The organism is Micromonospora sp. NPDC000668 (assembly GCF_042897975.1).
Lineage (GTDB): Bacteria > Actinomycetota > Actinomycetes > Mycobacteriales > Micromonosporaceae > Micromonospora.
This window is the reverse complement of the sequence record NZ_JBIAYP010000007.1, coordinates 75374-96778: the sequence shown is the minus strand read 5'-3', so window position 1 is coordinate 96778 and position 21405 is coordinate 75374. Positions and strand designations below refer to the sequence as shown.

General features: G+C 73.0%; 22 protein-coding genes and 1 riboswitch. Of the genes, 20 read left to right on the top strand and 2 right to left on the bottom strand.

From position 1 onward, the window contains the following. Positions 1 to 29 precede the first annotated feature (29 nt). Genes ACFY29_RS30595 through ACFY29_RS30580 form a run of 4 tightly spaced genes read left to right on the top strand, consistent with a single transcriptional unit; the run spans position 30 to position 4266 of the window. Positions 30 to 1298: a cytochrome P450 gene (locus tag ACFY29_RS30595; protein ID WP_386991700.1), complete on the top strand. Its 1269-nt coding sequence runs from the start codon at positions 30 to 32 to the stop codon at positions 1296 to 1298. A gap of 45 nt (positions 1299 to 1343) precedes the next feature. Continuing rightward, on the top strand, positions 1344 to 1901 hold the full coding sequence (gene def / locus ACFY29_RS30590) for a peptide deformylase (RefSeq protein ID WP_328414115.1): 558 nt from the start codon (positions 1344 to 1346) through the stop codon (positions 1899 to 1901). 5 nt (positions 1902 to 1906) lie between these two features. Beyond that, positions 1907 to 2833, top strand: a complete 927-nt coding sequence (fmt, locus tag ACFY29_RS30585) for a methionyl-tRNA formyltransferase (protein ID WP_328426462.1) — start codon at positions 1907 to 1909, stop codon at positions 2831 to 2833. Further along, the gene (locus tag ACFY29_RS30580; RefSeq protein WP_386992026.1) at positions 2788 to 4266 is read left to right on the top strand and encodes an RsmB/NOP family class I SAM-dependent RNA methyltransferase; all 1479 of its coding nucleotides are present in this window, start codon (positions 2788 to 2790) and stop codon (positions 4264 to 4266) included. Before fmt ends, ACFY29_RS30580 begins: the two co-directional genes overlap by 46 nt. Positions 4267 to 4346: 80 nt before the next feature. Here ACFY29_RS30580 and ACFY29_RS30575 read toward each other — a convergent pair whose 3' ends face one another. Both ACFY29_RS30575 and ACFY29_RS30570 read right to left on the bottom strand, forming a co-directional pair. Continuing rightward, positions 4347 to 5237: a septum formation family protein gene (locus tag ACFY29_RS30575; protein ID WP_355605835.1), complete on the bottom strand. Its 891-nt coding sequence runs from the start codon at positions 5235 to 5237 to the stop codon at positions 4347 to 4349. A gap of 84 nt (positions 5238 to 5321) precedes the next feature. Further along, positions 5322 to 6212, bottom strand: a complete 891-nt coding sequence (locus tag ACFY29_RS30570; protein WP_386991697.1) for a septum formation family protein — start codon at positions 6210 to 6212, stop codon at positions 5322 to 5324. Between the two features lie 255 nt (positions 6213 to 6467). Between ACFY29_RS30570 and rpe the strand changes: the two genes are divergently transcribed. The 16 genes from rpe (at position 6468) to pheT (ending at position 21256) form a co-directional block, all read left to right on the top strand. Further along, positions 6468 to 7148 carry a ribulose-phosphate 3-epimerase gene (gene rpe, locus ACFY29_RS30565; protein WP_328414119.1) on the top strand — a complete coding sequence of 227 codons (681 nt, stop codon included), beginning with the start codon at positions 6468 to 6470 and terminating at the stop codon, positions 7146 to 7148. Between the two features lies 1 nt (position 7149). Then, positions 7150 to 8106 (top strand): response regulator, encoded by a 957-nt coding sequence (locus tag ACFY29_RS30560; protein WP_386991695.1) that lies wholly within the window; start codon positions 7150 to 7152, stop codon positions 8104 to 8106. Positions 8107 to 8184: 78 nt separating this feature from the next. Continuing rightward, positions 8185 to 8355, top strand: a riboswitch (FMN riboswitch). A 162-nt stretch (positions 8356 to 8517) separates the two neighbouring features. Beyond that, positions 8518 to 9579 (top strand): bifunctional diaminohydroxyphosphoribosylaminopyrimidine deaminase/5-amino-6-(5-phosphoribosylamino)uracil reductase RibD, encoded by a 1062-nt coding sequence (ribD, locus tag ACFY29_RS30555; protein ID WP_328426466.1) that lies wholly within the window; start codon positions 8518 to 8520, stop codon positions 9577 to 9579. Between the two features lies 1 nt (position 9580). Beyond that, a complete protein-coding gene (locus ACFY29_RS30550; protein WP_386991693.1) occupies positions 9581 to 10231 on the top strand; it encodes a riboflavin synthase in 651 nt (216 codons plus the stop codon). Beyond that, positions 10231 to 10920, top strand: coding sequence for a nicotinamide riboside transporter PnuC (pnuC, locus tag ACFY29_RS30545; protein WP_328414124.1), 690 nt, complete (start codon positions 10231 to 10233; stop codon positions 10918 to 10920). The genes ACFY29_RS30550 and pnuC overlap by 1 nt, the downstream gene beginning before the upstream one ends. A 37-nt stretch (positions 10921 to 10957) precedes the next feature. Further along, positions 10958 to 12223 (top strand): bifunctional 3,4-dihydroxy-2-butanone-4-phosphate synthase/GTP cyclohydrolase II, encoded by a 1266-nt coding sequence (locus ACFY29_RS30540; protein ID WP_328414126.1) that lies wholly within the window; start codon positions 10958 to 10960, stop codon positions 12221 to 12223. A 2-nt stretch (positions 12224 to 12225) separates the two neighbouring features. Then, positions 12226 to 12723 carry a 6,7-dimethyl-8-ribityllumazine synthase gene (ribH, locus tag ACFY29_RS30535; RefSeq protein WP_328414128.1) on the top strand — a complete coding sequence of 166 codons (498 nt, stop codon included), beginning with the start codon at positions 12226 to 12228 and terminating at the stop codon, positions 12721 to 12723. A gap of 8 nt (positions 12724 to 12731) precedes the next feature. Next, a complete protein-coding gene (locus tag ACFY29_RS30530) occupies positions 12732 to 13013 on the top strand; it encodes a phosphoribosyl-ATP diphosphatase (RefSeq protein ID WP_328426468.1) in 282 nt (93 codons plus the stop codon). Between the two features lie 47 nt (positions 13014 to 13060). Beyond that, positions 13061 to 13906: an ATP phosphoribosyltransferase gene (gene hisG, locus ACFY29_RS30525; RefSeq protein WP_328414130.1), complete on the top strand. Its 846-nt coding sequence runs from the start codon at positions 13061 to 13063 to the stop codon at positions 13904 to 13906. 353 nt (positions 13907 to 14259) lie between these two features. After that, a complete protein-coding gene (locus ACFY29_RS30520) occupies positions 14260 to 14733 on the top strand; it encodes a PH domain-containing protein (protein ID WP_386991690.1) in 474 nt (157 codons plus the stop codon). A 445-nt stretch (positions 14734 to 15178) separates the two neighbouring features. Beyond that, complete coding sequence (infC, locus tag ACFY29_RS30515; protein ID WP_328414137.1) at positions 15179 to 15829, top strand: translation initiation factor IF-3; 651 nt, start codon at positions 15179 to 15181, stop codon at positions 15827 to 15829. A gap of 20 nt (positions 15830 to 15849) precedes the next feature. Beyond that, a complete protein-coding gene (rpmI, locus tag ACFY29_RS30510; protein WP_328414139.1) occupies positions 15850 to 16044 on the top strand; it encodes a 50S ribosomal protein L35 in 195 nt (64 codons plus the stop codon). A gap of 32 nt (positions 16045 to 16076) precedes the next feature. Then, positions 16077 to 16469: a 50S ribosomal protein L20 gene (gene rplT / locus ACFY29_RS30505; RefSeq protein WP_281583696.1), complete on the top strand. Its 393-nt coding sequence runs from the start codon at positions 16077 to 16079 to the stop codon at positions 16467 to 16469. 83 nt (positions 16470 to 16552) lie between these two features. Next, positions 16553 to 17350, top strand: coding sequence for a TrmH family RNA methyltransferase (locus ACFY29_RS30500; protein ID WP_386991687.1), 798 nt, complete (start codon positions 16553 to 16555; stop codon positions 17348 to 17350). Between the two features lie 218 nt (positions 17351 to 17568). Then, a complete protein-coding gene (pheS, locus tag ACFY29_RS30495; RefSeq protein WP_386991685.1) occupies positions 17569 to 18636 on the top strand; it encodes a phenylalanine--tRNA ligase subunit alpha in 1068 nt (355 codons plus the stop codon). A 40-nt stretch (positions 18637 to 18676) separates the two neighbouring features. Next, positions 18677 to 21256, top strand: coding sequence for a phenylalanine--tRNA ligase subunit beta (gene pheT, locus ACFY29_RS30490; RefSeq protein ID WP_386991684.1), 2580 nt, complete (start codon positions 18677 to 18679; stop codon positions 21254 to 21256). The last annotated feature ends 149 nt before the right edge of the window (positions 21257 to 21405 follow it).

Below are 21405 nucleotides of genomic sequence, written 5' to 3'. Positions count from 1 at the left end.
CTCCGACGCATCGACGGGGGAGGCCGGCCATGGAGGCTGCCGAGGCGCTCACACTGCTCATGTCACCGCAGGGGCGGATCGATCCGTACCCGACGTACGAGCGGCTGCGCGCGCACGGGCCGGTGGTGGAGGCGCTGCCGGGCATGTACGTCGTGACCGGCTACGCGGAGGCCGACGAGCTGCTGCGCGACCCCCGGCTCGTGGTGCTGGACGACGCGCTGCGGGACGAGGTCTGGCCGGACTGGCGGGAGAGCCCGGCGGTGGCGTCGATCGCCCGGTCCATGCTGCGGACCAACCCGCCCGACCACAGCCGGATGCGCCGGCTCGCCGCCGGCGCGTTCACCCCGCGCCGGATCGCCAGCATGCGCGACGTGGTGCGCGCCCAGGCCGAGGATCTGCTCGACGAGATGTGCCACCGGGCCAGGGACGGCGCACCGGTCGACATGCTGTCCGACTTCGCGTACCCCCTGCCGGTGGGGGTGATCTGCGCGCTGCTCGGCGTACCGGCGGCCGACCGACCGCTGTTCCGCCGCTGGGCCAGCGACCTGACCGGGGTGCTGGAGCCGGAGATCACCCTTGAGGAGCTGGCCGTCGCCGACGCCGGCGCCACCGAACTGCGCGACTACTTCGTCGAGCTGGTCGTCGCCCGGCGCAACGCCCCGGCCGACGACCTGACCACGGCGCTGGTCCAGGTGCACGACGCCGACGGCGATCGGCTCACCGGCCACGAGCTGCTGGCCAACCTGGTGGTGCTGCTCGTCGCCGGCTTCGAGACCACCACCAACCTGCTCGGCAACGGGCTGGTGGTGCTGCTGGGGCACCCCGAGGCCGCCGCCGCGCTGCGCGCCGACCCCGGGCTCGCCCCGGCATACGTCGAGGAGCTGCTGCGCTACGACTCGCCGGTGCAGCTGACCACCCGGACCAGCAGCGCGCCGGTGCGCTGCGGCGGGCTCGACCTGCCGGCCGGCAGCGTGACGCTGCTGCTGCTCGGCGCGGCCAACCGGGACCCGCGCCGGTTCCCCTACCCGCAGCGCTTCGACCCGACCCGCGACCAGGCGCACCCGCTCTCCTTCGGCGCCGGCCCGCACTACTGTCTCGGCGCCGGGCTGGCCCGGCTGGAGGCGCAGCTCGCCTTCCCGTTGCTGCTGCGCCGGCTGCCCGAATTGGCCCTGGCCGGGACGCCCCAGCACCGGACCCGGCTGACCCTGCGCGGCTACCAGAGCCTGCCGGTGACGCTGGGCACACCGGCGGCGGCCGATCGAGGTACGCCGGCCGGTGCCGGCCCGAGCACTCCGTAGACTGGTACGGCACCGCTCGTCCCACCCATGAAGGAGCCCTCCCGCGTGACCGTTCAGCCCATCCGTCTGTTTGGGGATCCGGTGCTGCGCACGCCGGCCGATCCGGTGGTCGACTTCGACGCCGAGCTGCGTAGGCTCGTCGCCGACCTGACCGACACGATGCGTGAGCAGAATGGTGCCGGCCTGGCCGCCCCGCAGCTCGGTGTGAGCCTGCGGGTGTTCACTTTCGACGTCGACGACGTGCTCGGGCACCTGATCAACCCGGTGCTCGAATTCCCCGACGAGGAGGAGCAGGACGGCCCCGAGGGCTGCCTGTCCATCCCCGGGCTCTACTTCGACACCAAGCGCCGACAGAACGTCATCGCCAAGGGCTTCAGCTCGTTCGGCGACCCGGTGCAGATCGTCGGCACCGGCCTGATGGCGCGCTGCGTGCAGCACGAGACCGACCACCTCGACGGTGTGCTCTTCCTCGACCGACTGGACCCGGAGGGGCGCAAGGAAGCGATGAAGGCGATCCGCCAGGCCGAGTGGTACGACGCGGCAGCTCCGCCGGTGGTCAAGCTGAGCCCGCACATCTCCGACCCGTTCGGCCTGGGCCGGTGACCGCGATGCGTGTGATCTTCGCCGGTACGCCGGCCGTCGCTGTGCCCGCCCTGGCCGCCGTCGCCGCCTCCCGACACGAGCTGGTCGGCGTCGTCACCCGGCCCGACGCGCCCGCCGGACGCGGGCGCGGCCTGTCCCGTTCCCCGGTCGGCGAGTGGGCCGACGAGCACGGCGTCGAGGTGCTCACCCCGGCCCGCCCCCGTGACCCGGAGTTCCTCGACCGGCTACGCGAGCTCGCACCGGACTGCGTACCGGTGGTCGCCTACGGCGCGCTGGTGCCGCCGGCCGCACTGGAGATCCCCCGGTACGGCTGGATCAACCTGCACTTCTCGCTGCTGCCCGCCTGGCGCGGCGCCGCGCCCGTGCAGCACGCCGTGCTGCACGGTGACGAGCTGACCGGGGCCAGCGTCTTCCAACTGGAGCAGGGCCTGGACACGGGCCCGGTCTTCGGCACCCTGACCGACGAGATCCGTGCCGGCGACACCTCCGGCGACCTGCTGGAGCGGCTCGCCGAATCCGGCGCAGGGCTGCTGGTGGCGGTGCTCGACGCGATCGCCGACGGCACCGCGCGGGCCGAGCCGCAGCCGGCCGACGGAGTGACGTTGGCACCGAAACTGACCGTAGAGGACGCCCGCGTGCGCTGGACCGACCCTGCTTTCGCGGTGGACCGACGGGTCCGGGCCTGTACCCCGGCTCCGGGCGCCTGGACGACCTTCCGCGGCGAGCGGGTGAAGCTCGGCCCGGTCGTGGCGGCGGCCGACGGCCCCGACCTGAAGCCGGGGGAGCTGCTGGTGGAGAAGGCCCGGGTGCTGGCCGGCACGGCCACCGTGCCGGTGCGGCTGGGTGAGGTCCGGGCCGCGGGCAAGCGGGCCATGCCGGCCACCGACTGGGCGCGCGGCGTCCGGGTCAGCACCGGCGAGGACTTCGCGTGACGGCCCCGGAGGGGACGCGCCCGACGCGCGGTGGCCCGTCGACCGGTCGCGGCGGTGACCGCCGGCCGGTCCGGCCGCCGTTGGACCGGCCACGGCGTGCGGCGTACGAGGCGGTCGCCGCGGTGCACCGCGACGACGCGTTCGCCAACCTGGTGCTGCCCATCATCCTGCGCGAGGAGGGGCTGTACGGCCGGGACGCGGCGTTCGCCACCGAGCTGACCTACGGCACTCTGCGCCACCTGGGCACCCTGGACGCGATCCTGACCGAGGCGGCGGGCCGGGACGTGGCCCGGATCGACCCGCCGGTGCGTGACGCCCTGCGGATCGGGGCGTACCAGCTGCTGCACACCCGGGTGCCGGCGCACGCCGCCGTCTCGTCGACCGTGGACCTGGTCCGCGCCGTCGCGCCGGGCGCCACCGGGTTCGCCAACGCGGTGCTTCGGGAGGTGTCCACCCTCGACGTGGACGGTTGGGTGGCGAAGCTCGCCCCGCCGATGGAGACCGACCCGGTCGGGCACCTGTCGCTGGCGTACAGCCATCCGCAGTGGATCGTCCGGGCCTTCTCCGAGGCGCTCGGCGGCGACCTGGGCGAGACGGCCCGGCTGCTGATCGAGGACAATGAGCGCCCACCGGTGCACCTGTGCGCCCGGCCCGGTCTGATCGATCCGGTCGAGCTGGCCGACCAGGTCGGCGGGGCGCCCGGCGCCTTCTCGCCGTACGCCGTCTACCTGCCCGGCGGCGCGCCGGGCGACGTGCCGGCGGTGGTCGACGGCCGGGCCCACGTCCAGGACGAGGGCTCCCAGCTGGTGGCCAGCGCACTCGCCGACGCGCCGCTGGACGGCCCGGACGGGCGCTGGCTGGATCTGTGCGCCGGTCCCGGCGGCAAGGCCGGGCTGCTCGGCGCGCTGGCCGCGCAGCGTGGCGCCCGGGTGACCGCGGTGGAGGTGGCCGAGCACCGGGCCCGGCTGGTTTCCCAGGCGACCCGGGGCCTGCCGGTGACCGTGCTGGCAATGGACGGCCGTGAGGTCGGCGCGGACCCGAAGCTCCCGGAGGGGCACTTCGACCGGGTGCTGGTGGATGCGCCGTGCACCGGGCTGGGGTCGCTGCGCCGCCGGCCCGAGTCGCGGTGGCGTCGCCAGCCCTCCGATCTGCCGCCGTTGACCCGGTTGCAGCGGGAGTTGCTCGGCGCTGCGCTGCGCGCGGTCCGTCCGGGTGGCCTGGTCGCCTACGTCACCTGCTCGCCGCACACCGTGGAGACGCACGTGACGGTGACCGAGGCGGCTCGCCGTAGCGGGGTGCCGGTGGACTTCGTCGACGCCCGGCCGCTGCTGCCGGCCGGTATGCCTGGTCTGGGCGACGGGCCCACCGTGCAGCTCTGGCCGCACCGGCACGGCACCGACGCGATGTTCCTCGCCGTCCTGCGCCGGGGCTGAGTCGTTCCACGCCGGGGCTGAGCCGTCCCGGCGACGCGCACCGCACCCGGCCGCCCGGCCGGGTGCGGGTGCCCGGCCGGTCAGGTGACCGGGAGGCCTTTGGTGCCAGCGCCCTTCAGCGAGCGGGTCAGGTTCCGGTCGCTGACCCAGAGGAAGCACTGCACGCCACGGTTGCCGTTCTTCCACTCCTGCTCGTACGGCTGGTAGTAGATCGTCCCGGCGCGGAAGTCGAGCTCGGCGTTGTCCGGCACCTTCACGTACTTCGCGGTCATCGTCTGGCAGGCCCGGTGGGTCCGCTTGGTCGTGCGGTTGAACTCGGCGTAGCTGATGTCCGGTGCCCGCCAGATCCCGACGAACTCGGCGTGGTGCTTGGCGGTGCAGGAGACCGGCTCCATGGCGTCGATGTCGTCCTTGACCAGCTTCGGGTTGAAGCAGCGGTACGCCAGCGGCGCGGCGCCGGTCAGCGCACCCCGGAGGCTGCCGGTGCGCAGGTCGACGGCGGTGTCGTCGATGCTGGCGAGCTCGGTGACGTCACAGCGGTACCAGCGGGCTCCGCCGGCCCAGGCGGGCGGCGAGGGCAGCACGACGGTCAGGCCGAGGCGACCGGAGCGCCAGTCGGCACCCACCGCCTTGCTGACCTCCGTCTCGCAGCCGGCCTGCGCGGTCCGCATGCCGGCCGAGCCGGCCGGCGGGGGCGTGCCGCGTTCCGCGCCCGGGCCGGTGAGCGTGCCGACGTGCACGGTCTCCACCCGGTGTGCTTCGGTGCACGCCACCGGGTTGTAGCCGGTCAGGAAGCCGACCTGCTGGGAGGAGTGGTGGCAGACATCGGCGGCGGGAACGAACTGCTGCGCCGCGACGGGTGCCGGCCAGTCATCGATGAGGTCCCGGTCGACTCCGGCGGGTGCGCCGCACCCGGCCAGCGCCAGGGTCACCGCCGCGCCCACGGCGACCGCCGCCAACCACCGTCGCATCCCCGACCTCCTGCCGCTGGTGGTCTCCGGCCGGCCCCCAGCCGGTCGGTAGCGCCACGGCGCAGCAGCATACGGCACCGGTACTCAGATCGCGGGTAGTCCCTCCGGGCCGGCACCGCGCATCGAGCGGGTGAGTTTGCGGTCGTCGCTCCACAGGAAACAGCGCACGCCGCGGTCGCCCTCCTCCCACTCCCGCTGCGACGGTGGGTAGTAGATGGACCCGGCCCGGTACGGCAGGTCGCTGTTGTTCGGTACGGCGGCGTACGCGGCGATCAACGCCATGCAGCGCCGGTGTGCCTGCTCGGCGGAGCGGGCGAACTCCGCCCAGGTCATCTCCCGTTCCACGTAGACGCCGACGAACTCGGCGCGGTGCGGCTCGGTGCAGAGCACCGGCGCCATGTAGTTGAGGTTGTCGCCGATCAGCTTGGGGTCGAAGCAGCGGTGGGTCAGGGGGGTGTCGCCGATCAACGCGCCGCGCAGGCTGCCGGTGCGGTTCACCGCCCTGGTGTTGTCGATGCTGTCGGTCTCGCTGAGGTCGCAGCGGAACCAACGCGCGCCGCCGGCCCACGCCGGGACGGTGGGCAGCGAGATGGACAGGGTGAGACGTGCCGTGTGCCAGTCGCCGCCGAGCACCTCCCGGGCCCGCTGGTCGCACTCGGCGCGGGCGGTGCGCAGCGCCGACGAACCGGGCTCCGGTCGGGTGTCGGCCAGCGCGACCGGGCCGGTGAAGGCGCCGACGTGGATGGCCTCGGCCAGGTGGTTGCGCGCGCAGTCCACCGTCTCGTACGTGCTGGCCTGCACGATCGAGGTGATCCGGGGCAGGCAGGTGTCGGTGGCGGGGGTGAACGGCTTCGGGGCCGCGAGGGCCGGCCAGTCGTCGGTGAGATCACCGTCCGCGCCCCGCGCCGGCCCGCAGCCGGCCAGCAGCATCGTCGTGACGCCGGCCAGCGCCAGCGTTCCGAGCCACCGTCGCATCGTCCGCCCTCCCCGGGAGCTGGCGGCCGGTGACCGCGCCCCGCGGCGAGACCCCGGCGGGCGTGCAACCTCTGGCACCGTCCCGGTTGGAGTGTCGTCGCGTTTCCGTCGATCGGCCAGCCGCTGATGTCTGTTCGTCCGGATTCGGCGGTCCGGACCGGCCAATTCTGCACCACTGGTCACCGCCGGATCACAGCGCGTCGGCCATGGTGCCGCGCTGCGGGCGGCGGGTGGCCGCGTTCGTACACTGACCCCGTGACCGTACCGCCGCCGATCGTCGCGCCGAGCATTCTGGCCGCCGATTTCGCCCACCTCGCCGAAGAAGTCCGCGCCGTCGAGGACGCCGCGGACTGGTTGCACGTAGACGTGATGGACAACCATTTCGTGCCGAACCTGACCATCGGGCTGCCCGTGGTGCAGAGCCTGCGGGCCGTCACCGCCATGCCGTTCGACGTGCACCTGATGATCGAGGACCCACGTCGGTGGGCCCCCGGCTACGCCGACGCCGGGGCGTACAACGTCACCTTCCACGCCGAGGCGTGCGACGACCCGGTGGCGCTGGCCAAGGACCTGCGCTCGGCCGGCGCGAAGGCCGGGCTGGCCATCGACCGGGACACCCCGATCGAGCCGTACCTGGACCTGCTGCCCAGCTTCGACACCCTGCTGATCATGACCATCAAGGCCGGCTTCGGTGGGCAGCGGTTCATCCCGCAGTTGCTGGACAAGGTCCGTGCCGCCCGCCGGCACGTCGCCGCCGGGCATCTGGAGCTGCGCATCGAGGTGGACGGCGGGATCGCCGCCGACACCATCGAGCAGGCCGCCGCCGCCGGCGCCGACGCGTTCGTGGCCGGCACCGCCGTCTACGGCGCCGCCGACCCGGCGGAGGCGGTACGGCACCTGCGGGCGCTGGCGGAACGCGCGGCTCCCGGGGCCTGAGATGGACCCCGACGGCGATCGCAAGGACATCATCCTCGTCGTCGACGACGACGAGGACATCGCCCGTTTCGTCGAGTTCAACCTGCGGCTGCACGGCTTCGAGGTGATCCACGCCAACGACGGCCAGGAGGCGTTGGAGGTCATCGAGCGGCAGCGGCCGGACCTGGCTGTGGTCGACCTGATGATGCCCCGGATCGACGGGTTGGAGCTGACCCGGAGGCTGCGGGCCGACCCGATGACCTCTGCCCTGCCGGTGATCATGTTGACGGCCAAGGGGATGACCGTGGACAAGGTGCACGGGCTCAGCGCCGGCGCCGACGACTACCTGGTCAAGCCGTTCGACACCGCCGAACTGGTGGCTCGGGTCTCGTCGACGCTGCGGCGCAACAAGGAGTTCCGGGAGGTCTCCCCGCTGACCGGGCTGCCCGGCAACAGCCGGATCCGTCGGGAGATCAGCGACCGGGTCCGGCACGGGGTGGACTACGCGGTCGGCTACGTCGACATCGACCGGTTCAAGAGCGTCAACGACCGGTACGGCTTCGTCCGTGGCGACGACTTCATCTCGGCGCTGGCCCGCAGCCTGCACCGGGCGGTGGTGGCGGTGGGTCTGCCACCGGCCTTCCTCGGCCACGTCGGCGGCGACGACTTCGTCATCGTCTGCGCCCCGGACCAGGTCCGCCCGCTGACCTCCAGGGCGGTGGTCGACTTCGAGAAGGCCGCCGACACGCTCTACGACCCGACCGACCGGGAGCGCGGCTTCGTCGAACTGAAGGACCGGCGTGGCAACATCCGCCGGGCCGCCCTGGTCACCCTCTCCATCGGGGTCTCCCTCTCCGACGACGGCAAGCGGTTCACCGACCCCCTTGAGGTGATCGCGGTGGCCTCGGAGATGAAGACGGTGGCCAAGAGTCAGCCGGGATCGTACGTGGCGGTGGACCGGCGCCGTGGCGTCACCTGAGCGTGATACCGCTGTGAAGTAGCTCGCCTCGGTGGCGGCACACCCCCGTCAGCGTGTAAGACTGCCGTTGTACCCACCACGCGCTGGCGGGACTCGGTGAAATTCCGAACCGGCGGTGATCCACGGTCCAACCGTGGTCAGCCCGCGACCCGGACGGCTCTGCTGTCCGGTGGACCTGGTGAAAATCCGGGGCCGACGGTTGGGGGCGGTTTGTCCGCGCCCAGACAGTCCGGATGGGAGACAGCGCGCGGGACGGACGGGTCCGAGCCGGCCGCTGGCTTCAGCGTGCCGTGTCGACCCCCCGGGGCGGCTGTGCCGTACCCGGAATCCGCCGCCGCCTGCCCGCGGCCCCATGCCGCCTCCCTGACCGCCCGCGCGCGGACCGGCGAGTGAGAGGGCAGGGGCAAGGCGATGGCCAGCGTCTCCGTCGATGAGGCGATGCGGCGTGCGATCGAACTGGCGGCGCGCGGGCTGGGCACAACCAGCCCCAACCCGGTGGTCGGCTGCGTGCTGCTCGACGCGGACGGCCAGGTCGTCGGGGAGGGCTTCCACGCCTACGCCGGCGGCCCGCACGCCGAGATCGTCGCGCTGGCCCAGGCCGGGGAGCGGGCCCGCGGGGGCACCGCAGTGGTCACCCTGGAGCCCTGTAACCACACCGGTCGCACCGGTCCCTGCAGCAACGCGCTGGTCCAGGCCGGTGTGGGCCGGGTGGTGATCGCCGTGCCCGACCCCAACCCGGTGGCCACCGGTGGCGCCGCCACGCTGCGCTCCGCCGGGGTCCGGGTGGACCTGGGGGTACGCGGCGACGAGGCCGAGGCCGGCAACGTCGCCTGGCTGACCTCGATGCGCCGGGGCTGGCCGTACGTGATCTGGAAGTACGCCGCCACCCTGGACGGCCGGTCCGCTGCGGCGGACGGAACAAGCATGTGGATCACCTCGGAGGCGGCCCGGATCGACGTGCACGCGCTGCGCGGCACGGTCGACGCGGTCCTCGCCGGGGTCGGCACCGTGCTCGCCGATGATCCCCGGCTGACCGCCCGCAACCTGCGCGACGGCAGCCTCGCCATCCGGCAGCCGCTGCGGGTCGTGGTGGACAGCGCGGGGCGTACCCCGGCCGACGCCCGGGTCCGCGACGGCGCCGCCCGGACCTGGATCGCGACCGCCGCCGAGGTTGGCGCGGGCCCCGACGGCCGGGTCGATCTGCCGGCGCTGCTCGCGGCGCTGCACCAGCGCGGCGTCCGCGCGGTGCTGCTGGAGGGCGGCCCCCGGCTGGCCGGCGCGTTCCTGGCCGCCGGCCTGGTCGACAAGATCGTCGGGTACGTCGCGCCCCGGCTGCTCGGCGCCGGCCCGACCGCGCTGATCGACGCGGGCGTGACCACCATCGCTGAGGCCATCGATCTGGAGTACGTCGACGTTACGCAGATCGGTCCGGATCTGCGGATCACCGCGTTGCCTCGGAAGAGGGAGGGCTGACATGTTCACCGGCATTGTCGAGGAGCTGGGCGAGATCGTCCTGGTGACGGCGACGGCGGGCGATTCGGCGCTGGTCGCCGTACGCGGCCCGCTGGTCACCTCCGACGCCCGACACGGGGACTCCATCGCGGTCAACGGGGTCTGCCTGACCGTGGTGGAGGTGGCCGACGGGACCTTCACCGCCGACGTGATGGGCGAGACGCTGCGCCGCTCCGCGCTCGGCGCACTGCGCCCCGGCGACCCGGTCAACCTGGAGCGGGCCGCCGCGCTGGGCAGCCGGCTCGGCGGGCACCTGGTGCAGGGGCACGTGGACGGGGTCGGTGAGCTGATCTCCCGGGAGCCGGCCGAGCAGTGGGAGACGGTCCGGTTCCGGCTGCCTGCCGCCCTGTCCCGGTACGTCGTGGAGAAGGGCTCGATCACCATTGACGGCGTCTCGCTGACCGTCGCCGAGGTGGGCGCGGACCAGTTCGCCGTCGGGCTGATCCCGACCACGCTCAAGCTGACCACGCTCGGCGCGAAGGGCGTCGGCGACCCGGTCAACCTGGAAGTCGACGTGCTGGCCAAGTACGTCGAGCGGCTGCTCGGCGCCCGGCTGACCGACGGCCCGACCGGCCCGGTCGGCGGCGTCGCCGCCCTGGACGGAGTGGCCTGATGGGCCCGCTCGGCTGGCTGCTGGACGCCCAGGTGCAGATCGCCGGCTCGCCGGTGCTGGTCCGGGAGATCGTCGGCAACGTGTTCGGGCTGGTCTCCGCGCTGCTCGGGCTGCGTCGGCTGGTCTGGGCCTGGCCGGTCGGCATGATCGGCAACGCGTTGCTGTTCACCGTCTTCCTCGGCGGGGCGTTCGCTACCCCGCAGGCGCACGACCTGTACGGGCAGGCCGGCCGGCAGGTGTTCTTCTTCGCGGTCAGCGTCTACGGCTGGTGGCGCTGGCAGCGCAACCGCAGCGCCGGCGCCGGGCACGCCGCGGTGCTCCCGCGCTGGGCCACCGGGCGGGAGCGGCTGGCGATGCTGCTGGCCGCCGCCGTCGGCACCGCCGTGGCGTACCCGGTGCTCGCCGCGCTGGGCTCCTGGGGCCCGCTGCCGGACGCCTGGATCCTCACCGGCAGCCTGCTGGCCACCTACGGCATGGCCCGCGGCTGGGTGGAGTTCTGGCTGGTCTGGATCGCGGTGGACGCGGTCGGCGTGCCACTGCTGCTGCGCGGCGGGTTCTACCCGTCGGCGGTCATGTACCTGATTTATGGCGCCTTCTGCGCCTGGGGCTTCGCCGCCTGGTGGCGCACCTCGCGCGCCGTCCGTCCGGTCGCCTCGATCCCGCCCACCTACACGGAGGCTGTCGCATGAGCGAGCGAATCATCAGGTCCAGCGCCGTGGTGCCGGCATGAGCACCTTCGCGAGCATCGAGCAGGCGGTCGCCGAGATCGCGGCCGGTCGTCCGGTCGTCGTGGTTGACGACGCCGACCGGGAGAACGAGGGCGATCTGATCTTCGCGGCCGAGCTGGCCACGCCGGAACTGCTGGCCTTCATGGTGCGGCACACCTCCGGCTACGTCTGCGTGCCGTTGACCGAGAGCGAGTGCGACCGGCTCGACCTGCCGCCGATGCACCACACCAACCAGGACCGCCGCGGCACCGCGTACACCGTGACCGTGGACGCCCGGGAGGGGGTCAGCACCGGCATCTCGGCGGCCGACCGCGCGCACACCATCCGGCTGCTCGCCGACCCGACCACCGACCCCACGGACCTGGCCCGACCCGGGCACGTGGTGCCGCTGCGCGCCCGCGAGGGCGGGGTGCTGCGCCGGCCGGGACACACCGAGGCGGCGGTCGACCTGACCCGGCTGGCCGGGCTGCGCCCGGCGGGCGTGCTCTGCGAGCTGGTCAACGACGACGGCACCATGATGCGCGTGCCGGACCTGGAGAAGTTCTGCGCCGAGCACGGCCTCACGCTGATCACCATCGCCGACCTGATCGCCTACCGACGGCGGACCGAGAAGCAGGTCGAGCTGGTCGCCGACGCCCGGATGCCAACCCGGCACGGGGTGTTCCGGGCGCTCGGCTACCGCGCCGAGCACGACCCGGCCGAACACATCGCCATGGTGCTGGGCGACCTCGGTGACGGCCAGGACGTGCTGGTCCGGGTGCACTCCGAGTGCCTCACCGGGGACGTGTTCGGCTCCCTGCGCTGCGACTGCGGGCCGCAGCTGGACGCCGCGCTGGCCCGCGTCGGGCAGGAGGGCCGGGGCGTGGTGCTCTACGTGCGCGGGCACGAGGGGCGCGGCATCGGGCTGCTGCACAAGCTGCAGGCGTACCAGCTGCAGGACCTGGGCCGGGACACCGTGGACGCCAACCTCGACCTGGGCCTGCCGGCGGACGCCCGCGACTACGGCACCGGCGCGCAGATCCTGTACGACCTGGGCGTGCGCTCGATGCGGCTGCTCACCAACAACCCGGCCAAGCGCGCCGGGCTGGAGGGCTACGGGCTGACCATCACCGGCCGGGAGGGACTGCCGGCCGGCGCGCACCCGGAGAACCTGCGCTACCTGCGCACCAAGCGGGACCGGATGGGTCACCTGCTGGACGAGTTGGACGAGGTGACCGAGGCTCCCACGGGGCGTGCGGTTGCCAGCGACGAGATCGGAGCATAGACATGGCGGGTTTCGGGGAGCCGGGCGTCGACGCGGTGGACGCGGCCGGGATGACCGTCGGGGTGGTGGCCGCCCGTTGGCACGGTGAGTTGACCGACCACATGCTGGAGCGGGCCGTCGCCGCCGCCGAGGCGTGTGGCGCGCGGGCCGTGGTGGCCCGGGTCGCCGGGTCGGTCGAGCTGCCGGTGGTGGCCCAGGCCCTCGCGCGCCGCTGCGACGTGGTGGTCGCACTCGGCGTGGTGGTCCGTGGCGCCACGGCACACTTCGACTACGTCTGCCGTTCGGTCACCGACGGGCTCACGCGGGTGGCGCTGGACGAGGGCAAGCCGGTGGCGCACGGTGTGCTCACCGTGGAGACCATCGAGCAGGCCCGGGACCGGGCCGGGCTGCCCGGCTCGGCGGAGGACAAGGGCTGGTCGGCCACCGTCGCCGCGCTGGACGCCGCGCTGGCCGTCCGGACGCTGGCCAGCAACGGTCAGCGGGTCGGCTTCGGCGGCTGACCGGCCGACTGGAAGAATCGGGTTCCGTGAAGACGTTCGAGGAGTTGTTCGCCGAGCTGCAGGCCAAGGCCGCCGCCGGCACCCCGGGCTCGGGCACCGTCGCCGCCCTGGACAAGGGGGTGCACTTCATCGGCAAGAAGGTCGTCGAGGAGGCGGCCGAGTCGTGGATGGCCGCCGAGCACGAGGGGCCGCAGCGCACCGCCGAGGAGATCTCCCAGCTGCTCTACCAGGTCCAGGTGCTGATGCTCGCCAGCGGTCTCGAGCTCAAGGACGTCTACCGACATCTGTGAGTGCCCCCACCCGTTGATCAGAACTGCGATCGAAGGAGCACTCCGTCATGCTGCGTGTCGCCATTCCCAACAAGGGCACCCTGGCCGAGCCGGCCGCCCAGATGCTGCGCGAGGCGGGCTACCGCCAGCGCACCGACCCCAAGGACCTCATCTGCCGGGACGAGGCCAACGACGTCGAATTCTTCTACCTGCGCCCCAAGGACATCGCCACCTACGTCGGCTCCGGTGACCTCGACCTCGGTATCACCGGCCGGGACCTGCTGATCGACTCGGCCGCGCCGGCCGAGGAGGTCGTCGACCTCGCCTTCGGCCGGGCCACCTTCCGCTTCGCCGCCCGCCCCGACGACATCGCCTCCGTGCAGGACCTGGGCGGGCACCGGATCGCCACCGCGTACCCGGGCCTGGTCGAGCGGCACCTCGGCGAGGTAGGCGTCAAGGCCGACGTGATCCGCCTCGACGGCGCGGTGGAGAACGCCGTCCGGCTCGGCGTCGCCGACGTGATCGCCGACGTGGTGGAGACCGGCGCCACCCTGCGCCAGGCCGGCCTGGTCGTCTTCGGCGAGCCGCTGCTGCGCTCCTCCGCGGTGCTGGTCCGTCGGGCCGCCGCACCGGCGCACCCGCAGGCCGAGCAGTTGCTGCGCCGCCTGCACGGCGTGCTGGTGGCCCGCCGCTACGTGATGCTCGCCTACGACGTGCCGGCCGGCCTGCTGGACCGGGCCAGCGGGCTCACCCCGGGCATCGAGTCGCCCACCGTGTCGCCGCTGCACCGCGAGGGCTGGGTGGCGGTGCAGGCCATGGTGCTCCGCGATGACGTGCACCGGATCATGGACGAGCTGTACGAGCTGGGCGCCCGGGCCATCCTGGTCACCAACATCCACGCCTGCCGACTCTGACCGCCGCCTGACCGCCGGGCCGCTGCCGGGCCGCCTGCGTAGCGCACTCGGGCGGTCGACCTGCTTGATCGACTCGGGATCGCCGATGTGGGGGTGTCGGCCCGCTCGGGACACCCCCACATCGCCGATCTCGAGTCGATCTACCGCACCGCGCGGCACCTGCCGGCGTGAGTGGCCGCGCGACGATCACGCACGAACATGGAAGTAGTGGCCTCCGGTGCGGCCGAGGCCACTAGATCCCGGATCGAGCGTGATCTTCCGCAGCGCCGCGCGGTCGGCTCGGCGGCCTCGGCGCGGCTCGGCTCCGGCGGGTGGTGCGGTCGTCGGGCGAGGGCTGATGGCAGACTGGTGGGGTGAGTGACACCGAACTGGTCCGCCTGAAGCCCCGCCGCATCCGAGTGGTCTGCTGGTCTGCGGCGGTCGCGCTGGTGGTGGTGTTCAGTCTGGTGGCCACATCGCTGAGCGGCCCGACCGGCAACGGCTACGGCAGCTTCCAGCGCGGCGACCAGTTGGCCATGATCGGTCTGGGCATCTTCGGTGCGCTGGCCTTCCTGCTGTTCACCCGCCCCCGGGTCGAGGCCGACGCGCGCGGTGTCCGGGTGCGCAACGTGATCAGCTCGTACGAGCTGCCCTGGGAGGTCGTCCGGGGGGTCCGGTTCGACCGGGGCGCGCCGTGGGCCAGCCTCGAGTTGTACGACGACGACCTGATGCCGATGGTCGCCTTGCAGGCCGCCGACAAGGAGTCGGCCGTCGAGGGGGTCCGCTCGCTGCGCCGGCTGCACGAAGCGCACCAGGCTCGCCTAGCCGAGCGCGCCACCGGCCGCTAACCCACGCCGCCCCCCCGCCACCAATCCGCGCTGCGGGTCGCGCCGGGTTGCACCGGCCTACGGCGTCGCACCGCCGGGGGCCAGGGCGGTGATCGGTCGACCTTCGGGCGGGCAGCAGGTGGTGGGTGGTGTCCGGTTTGGGGGCGACCGGGTCAGGGGTGTAGTGTTATCGAGTCGACCAGGCTGTCTCCGCGTGCGAGCAGACAGCCACGAAAGCGGAGCGCCTGCTCCCACCCGAGTCGCCGCTACGGTGGCCGGGTCCGGTCCCCGGTTCCGGGCATGTCCCGGTGCCGGATGCGCGATCATATGATCGTGCCGGCCGGTCGAGCGGGCCCTGGCGTATGCCGGGGCCTTCTGCTTTCCGGGTCGGTTCCCACCCGGGAGCCGCGGGGTCGGCACGAAAGCAGAAACGACTCGAGGAGGCCCCATCAGCGTCGAACCACGCGTGAACGAGCAGATCCGGGCACGTGAGGTCCGACTGGTCGGCCCCGAGGGTGAGCAGGTGGGCATCGTCCCACTGGAGCGCGCCCTTCAGCTGGCCGCGGACGTCGATCTGGACCTGGTCGAGGTTGCGCCGATGGCGCGCCCGCCGGTGTGCAAGCTCATGGACTTCGGCAAGTTCAAGTACGAGAGCGCACTGAAGGCGCGCGAAGCGCGGCGTAACCAGCAGCAGACCGTCATCAAGGAAATGAAGCTTCGGCCGAAGATCGACCCGCACGACTACGAGACCAAAAAGGGTCACGTGGTGCGGTTCCTCAAGGCGGGCGACAAGGTCAAGGTGACGATCATGTTCCGCGGTCGCGAGCAGAGCCGCCCGGAGCTGGGCTATCGGCTCCTGCGCCGGCTCGAATCCGAGATCACGGAACTGGGATACGTCGAGGCCGCTCCGAAGCAGGACGGTCGAAACATGATCATGGTTCTCGCTCCGCATCGGGCCGTCAAGGCCTCTGCGGTTGCCGCAACGGCGTCCCGCGGTGCACCTCGGGACCGGGCAGCGGACGAGTCCGCCGCTCCGGAAGCCGATGAGACCGCGGCGGCCGGCGAGACCGCAGCAGCCGGTAATACCGGCACCGCCGCCGACACCAGCGGCGAGTAACAGGGGAGAAGACGTTCCACATGCCGAAGATGAAGAGCCACACGGGTATGGGTAAGCGGGTCAAGGTCACCGGCAAGGGCAAGATCGTTGCCCAGCAGGCCGGCCTCCGCCACAACCTGGAGAAGAAGCCCTCCACCCACACCCGCCGGCTGACCGGCACGGTCGTGCTTGCCAAGGCCGACGTCAAGCGCATCAAGAAGCTGCTCGGCCGCTGACGCGCGCCACCTTTACGTAAGAAGGAGTTGAGATGGCACGCGTCAAGCGGGCTGTAAACGCCCAGAAGAAGCGTCGTACCCTGCTGGAGTCCGCGAGTGGTTACCGCGGTCAGCGCTCCCGGCTGTACCGCAAGGCCAAGGAGCAGGTGCTGCACTCGATGCAGTACGCCTACCGGGACCGTCGTGACCGCAAGGGCGACTTCCGGCAGCTGTGGATCCAGCGGATCAACGCGGGTGCCCGGGCCAACGGGATGACCTACAACCGCCTGATCCAGGGCCTGCGTCTGGCCGGTATCGAGGTCGACCGCAAGATCCTGGCCGACCTGGCTGTCAACGACGCCGCCGCCTTCGCGGCGATCGTCGAGCTGGCCCGGGCCGCGGTCGCGGCCGAGGGCACCGGCGGCGCGGCGGCCCAGGCCGCCTGATCCCCGCGCACAAGAGCGAGGCGTCTCCCGTGTCGGCACCGCCGTCCGGGGGGCGCCTCAATCGTGCCGGAGGACCACACACCATGGCCTTCACCCCGCGTACACCCAGGGTTGTCGCCGCCCGCCGGTTGCAGCGCCGCCGGGACCGCGAGGCCACCGGCCGCTTCCTGGCCGAGGGACCGCAGGCGGTCCGCGAGGCGCTGGCCCGGCCCGGGGTGGTCACCGAGCTGTTTGGTACGCCCACCGCCCTCGACCGGTACGCGGAGCTGGCCGCTGCCGCGGCCCGAGCCGACGTGCCGGTCTCCGAGGTGACCGACGAGGCGCTGGCCGCGCTGGCCGAGACCGTCGCCCCGCAGGGGCTGGTCGCCGTCTGCCGGCACCTGGACGTGCCGCTGGAGCAGGCGCTCGCGGGCGGGCCCCGTCTGGTGGCGGTGCTCGCCGAGATCCGTGATCCGGGCAACGCCGGCACCGTGCTGCGCACCGCCGACGCCGCCGGGGCGGGCGCGGTGGTCTTCGCCGGCGACGCCGTCGACCCGTACAACGGCAAGTGCGTGCGGGCCTCCGCCGGCAGCCTCTTCCACGTCGACGTGGTTCGCGCCGCCGACCCGGTCGAGGTGGTCGGCGCACTACGCGCTGCCGGGCTGACCGTGCTGGCCACCACGGGCTACGGCGACAGCGACCTGGACGACCTGGCCGACTCCGGACGGCTCGGCGAGCCCACCGCCTGGCTGTTCGGCTCCGAGGCGCACGGGCTGCCCGAGGAGTTGACCGCCGCGGCCGACGCCCGGGTCCGGGTGCCGCTGCACGGGCGCGCGGAGAGCCTGAACCTGGCTGCGGCCGCCGCGGTCTGCCTGTACGCTTCGGCGAGAGCACAGCGCTGATGGTGGCCTCACCCGGCGCGACAGATCAGCAGGGGAGTCTCCGTCGATGAACGCGCCACGGCGTTCGTTTAGCCAGCCCGCCGGTGTCGGTGGGCGGCGGGTCTGACCTGCTCCCTGCGCAACTCCTACCGGCGGGCTGCGGCGCAGCCGCGCGTCCGTAGACTCGCTTAGCCGCCCCGGTGAGGGCTGGCGCCGCCGTGAGGGAGTGCCCGTACGCCATGAGCTACCGCAACGATCCGTACGACCCGAAGCAGGTCGCCCTACTCGACCCGGCCGCCCTGGCCGAGGCCGTCGCCGACGCCACGAAGGCGTTCACGGCCGCCGCCGACCCGGACGCGCTGACCGCGCTACGCCCCGCGCACCTCGGTGACCGGTCTCCGATCTCGCTGGCCCGCCGGGAGATCGGCGCGCTGCCACCGGCCGCGAAGTCCGACGCCGGCAAGCGGGTCAACGAGGCCCGCCGGGCAATCGAGACCGCCTACGCCGGCCGCGCCGAGGTCGTGGAGCGCGAGCAGGCCGAGCGGGTGTTGGTCGAGGAGCGGGTGGACGTCACCCTGCCGTACGACCGCCGTCCGCGCGGCGCCCGGCACCCGCTGAACACCCTGATGGAGTCGGTCAGCGACCTGTTCGTCGGGATGGGCTACGAGGTGGCCGAGGGCCCCGAGGTCGACCTGGAGTGGGTCAACTTCGACGCGTTGAACATCCCCGCCGACCACCCGGCGCGCGGGCTGATGGACACCTTCCACATCGCACCGGAGGGTTCCGGCCTGGTGCTGCGGACGCACACCTCGAACGTGCAGACCCGCACCATGCTCAGCCGCAAGCCGCCGATCTACGTGATCTGCCCGGGCCGGGTCTACCGCACCGACGAGGTGGACGCTACCCACAGCCCGGTCTTCCACCAGGCCGAGGGTCTCGTCGTGGACAAGGGCATCACGATGGCCCACCTGCGCGGCACCCTCGACCATTTCGCCCGGGCGATCTTCGGCCCGGAGGCGAAGACCCGGTGGCGGCCGCACTACTTCCCGTTCACCGAGCCGTCGGCGGAGTTCGACGTCTGGTTCCCGGAGCACCGCGACGGCCCCCAGTGGGTCGAGTGGGGCGGCTGCGGGATGGTCAACCCGCGGGTGCTGCGCGCCTGCGGCGTGGACCCGGAGGTCTACTCCGGATTCGCGTTCGGCATGGGCATCGACCGGACCCTGATGATCCGGCACGGGGTGAGCGACATCCGCCATCTCTTCGAGGGCGACGTGCGGTTCAGCCGCGCGCTCGGGACCGGGGCGTAGGCGATGCGGGTACGAGACACGGGAACGGTGGTCTGAAGTCATGCGAGTTTCTGTCAGTTGGCTGCGGGAGTACGTCGACCTCCCCGCCGACCTGCCCACCGGTGACCTGGAGCAGGCCCTGGTCGACCTCGGCATCGAGGTCGAGTCCGTGGTGGACCTGCGGGAGACCGTCACCGGCCAGTTGGTCGTCGGCGAGGTGCGCGAGATCGAGGAGCTCACCGGCTTCAAGAAGCCGATCCGGTTCTGCCGGGTCGACGTGGGCGACGCCAACGGCACCGGCGAGCCGCAGGAGATCGTCTGCGGAGCGCGCAACTTCGCCCCTGGCGACCGGGTGGTGGTGATCCTGCCCGGCGGTGTGCTGCCCGGCGGCTTCGCCATCGGCGCCCGCAAGACGTACGGGCACAACTCTGCCGGCATGATCTGCTCGGCCAAGGAGTTGGGCCTGGGCGACGACCACTCCGGCATCATCGTGCTGCCGCCGGACGTGGCGGCCAAGCCCGGCGACGACGCGCGGCCGGTGGTCGGCCTCGACGACGTGGTGCTGGAACTGGAGATCACCCCGGACCGGGGTTACGCGCTGAGCCTGCGCGGCCTGGCCCGCGAGTTGTCGCACGCGTTCGACGTGCCGCTGCGTGACCCGGCCCTGGTGCCCGCGCCGGGCGGCACGCCCGAGCCGGCGTACCCGGTGGAGGTGCGCGACACGGTCGGCTGCGACCGGTTCGCCGCCCGCCTGGTCCGTGGCGTCGACCCGACCGCGCCCACACCGTCCTGGATGCAGCAGCGGCTCGTCACCGCCGGCATCCGCAGCATCTCGCTGCCGGTCGACATCACCAACTACGTGATGCTGGAGCTGGGCCAGCCGATGCACGCCTTCGACGCCGACCGGATCGTGGGGGCGCTGGTGGTGCGCCGGGCCGAGCCGGGGGAGAAGCTGACCACCCTGGACGGGGTTCTGCGGGTGCTCGCCTCCGACGACATGGTCATCTGCGACGCTGGGCTGCCCAACCCCGGCGCGGGCGAGGGTGCCGGCATCCCGATCTCGCTCGCCGCGGTGATGGGCGGTGAGACCAGCGAGGTCATCGCCGGCACCACCGACGTGCTCTTCGAGGCGGCGCACTGGGACCCGGCGATGGTCGGGCGGACCGCCCGCCGGCACAAGCTGTTCAGCGAGGCCGCGAAGCGCTGGGAGCGTGGCGTCGACCCGGCCCTGCCACTGGTCGCGCTGGAGCGGGCGGTGCGGCTGCTCACCGAGCACGGCGGCGGCACGCCCGGCGCGGAGATCCTGGATATCGATCACGTCCGCCCGCGTACCCCGATCAGCCTGCCGGCGGACCTGCCCACCCGGCGGATCGGCGTCGAGTACCCGCCGGCGCGGGTCGTCGCCCTGCTGGAGCGGGTCGGTTGCACGGTCGCCCAGGGTGCGGACCGGTTGGCCGAGGACCCGGGCTCGGTCGGCATGGCCAGCGGCGCCGGGGTCGCGCTCAGCGTCACCCCGCCGAGCTGGCGGCCCGACCTGACCGACCCCGCCGACCTGGTCGAGGAGGTGGTCCGCCTCGACGGGTACGACCGGGTGCCGTCGGTGCTGCCGACCGCGCCTCCCGGCCGTGGGCTGACCCCAGGGCAGTATCGGCGCCGGGCGATCGCCCGGTCCCTGGCCGAGCGGGGGTACGTGGAGGTGCTCGCGCACCCGTTCGTGTCGTCCGAGCTGGCCGACCTGCTCGGGCTGCCGGCCGATGACCCGCGGCGGCAGGCGGTGCGGCTGGCCAACCCGCTGTCCGAGGAGGAGCCGCTGCTGCGTACCACGCTGCTCGGCCCGCTGCTCGGCATCCTCAAGCGCAACCTCGGCCGGGGTCTTCGCGACCTGGCGCTCTCCGAGATCGGTGCGGTCTTCCACCCGCGGGTGGACGCCGGCAGCCCGCCGGCGATGGGTGTGGACCGGCGTCCCACCGACGCGGAGTTCGCGGCCGCCGACGCGGTGGTGCCGGCGCAGCCGGTGCACGTCGCGGTGGTGCTGACCGGTGACCTCGACCCGGCCGGCTGGTGGGGTCCGGGTCGGCCGGCCGGCTGGGCGGACGCCATCGAGGCGGCCCGCGACGTGCTGGACGCCGCCGGCGTTCCGGCCGAGCGGGTCGAGGTGCGTGCCGCCGAGTACGCCCCGTGGCACCCGGGCCGCTGCGCCGAGGTGCGGGTCGACGGCACGGTCGTCGGACACGCCGGCGAGCTGCACCCGGTGGTGGTGGCGGCGCTGGAGCTCCCGCGCCGTACCTGTGCCATGGAGCTGGACCTGGATGCGTTGCCGTCCGCGCCGGTGACGCCCGCCCCGGCGGTCTCCGGCTTCCCGCCGGCGCTGATCGACGTGGCCCTGGTGGTGGACGACTCGGTGCCGGCGGAGCAGGTGCGCCGGGCGCTGGAGGCGGGCGCCGGCGAGCTGCTGGAGGACGTGCGGCTGTTCGACGTGTACGCCGGTGAGCAGCTCGGTGCGGGTCGCCGGTCGCTGGCCTACAAGCTCACCTTCCGGGCACCGGACCGGACGCTGACCGTCGAGGAGGCGGTGGCCGCCCGCGACGCGGCGGTCGCCGTCGCCGCGCAGCGCCTGGGGGCGATCCTGCGCGGCGCCTGAGGCGATCTGACACTGGCGTGTCCTCCGTCGGCATGGTCCGACGGAGGACACGTCCGTATCGGGGTGTGCCGCGCGTCACCCTCTCATCTCCATGCACTTGCCTGCATTAAGTTGCAACGGCTGATCATCGCTGCTAACCTTCGTTGCAT

Excerpts from the sequence above, each read along its gene's own strand:
- ACFY29_RS30595 (WP_386991700.1), top strand. The coding sequence starts at position 30 with ATGGAGGCTGCCGAGGCGCTCACACTGCTCATGTCACCGCAGGGGCGG.
- fmt (WP_328426462.1), top strand. The coding sequence starts at position 1,907 with ATGCGTGTGATCTTCGCCGGTACGCCGGCCGTCGCTGTGCCCGCCCTG.
- ACFY29_RS30575 (WP_355605835.1), bottom strand. The coding sequence starts at position 5,237 with ATGCGACGGTGGTTGGCGGCGGTCGCCGTGGGCGCGGCGGTGACCCTG.
- ACFY29_RS30570 (WP_386991697.1), bottom strand. The coding sequence starts at position 6,212 with ATGCGACGGTGGCTCGGAACGCTGGCGCTGGCCGGCGTCACGACGATG.
- ACFY29_RS30560 (WP_386991695.1), top strand. The coding sequence starts at position 7,150 with ATGGACCCCGACGGCGATCGCAAGGACATCATCCTCGTCGTCGACGAC.
- ribD (WP_328426466.1), top strand. The coding sequence starts at position 8,518 with ATGGCCAGCGTCTCCGTCGATGAGGCGATGCGGCGTGCGATCGAACTG.
- ACFY29_RS30550 (WP_386991693.1), top strand. The coding sequence starts at position 9,581 with ATGTTCACCGGCATTGTCGAGGAGCTGGGCGAGATCGTCCTGGTGACG.
- pnuC (WP_328414124.1), top strand. The coding sequence starts at position 10,231 with ATGGGCCCGCTCGGCTGGCTGCTGGACGCCCAGGTGCAGATCGCCGGC.
- ACFY29_RS30540 (WP_328414126.1), top strand. The coding sequence starts at position 10,958 with ATGAGCACCTTCGCGAGCATCGAGCAGGCGGTCGCCGAGATCGCGGCC.
- ribH (WP_328414128.1), top strand. The coding sequence starts at position 12,226 with ATGGCGGGTTTCGGGGAGCCGGGCGTCGACGCGGTGGACGCGGCCGGG.
- hisG (WP_328414130.1), top strand. The coding sequence starts at position 13,061 with ATGCTGCGTGTCGCCATTCCCAACAAGGGCACCCTGGCCGAGCCGGCC.
- rpmI (WP_328414139.1), top strand. The coding sequence starts at position 15,850 with ATGCCGAAGATGAAGAGCCACACGGGTATGGGTAAGCGGGTCAAGGTC.
- rplT (WP_281583696.1), top strand. The coding sequence starts at position 16,077 with ATGGCACGCGTCAAGCGGGCTGTAAACGCCCAGAAGAAGCGTCGTACC.
- ACFY29_RS30500 (WP_386991687.1), top strand. The coding sequence starts at position 16,553 with ATGGCCTTCACCCCGCGTACACCCAGGGTTGTCGCCGCCCGCCGGTTG.
- pheS (WP_386991685.1), top strand. The coding sequence starts at position 17,569 with ATGAGCTACCGCAACGATCCGTACGACCCGAAGCAGGTCGCCCTACTC.
- pheT (WP_386991684.1), top strand. The coding sequence starts at position 18,677 with ATGCGAGTTTCTGTCAGTTGGCTGCGGGAGTACGTCGACCTCCCCGCC.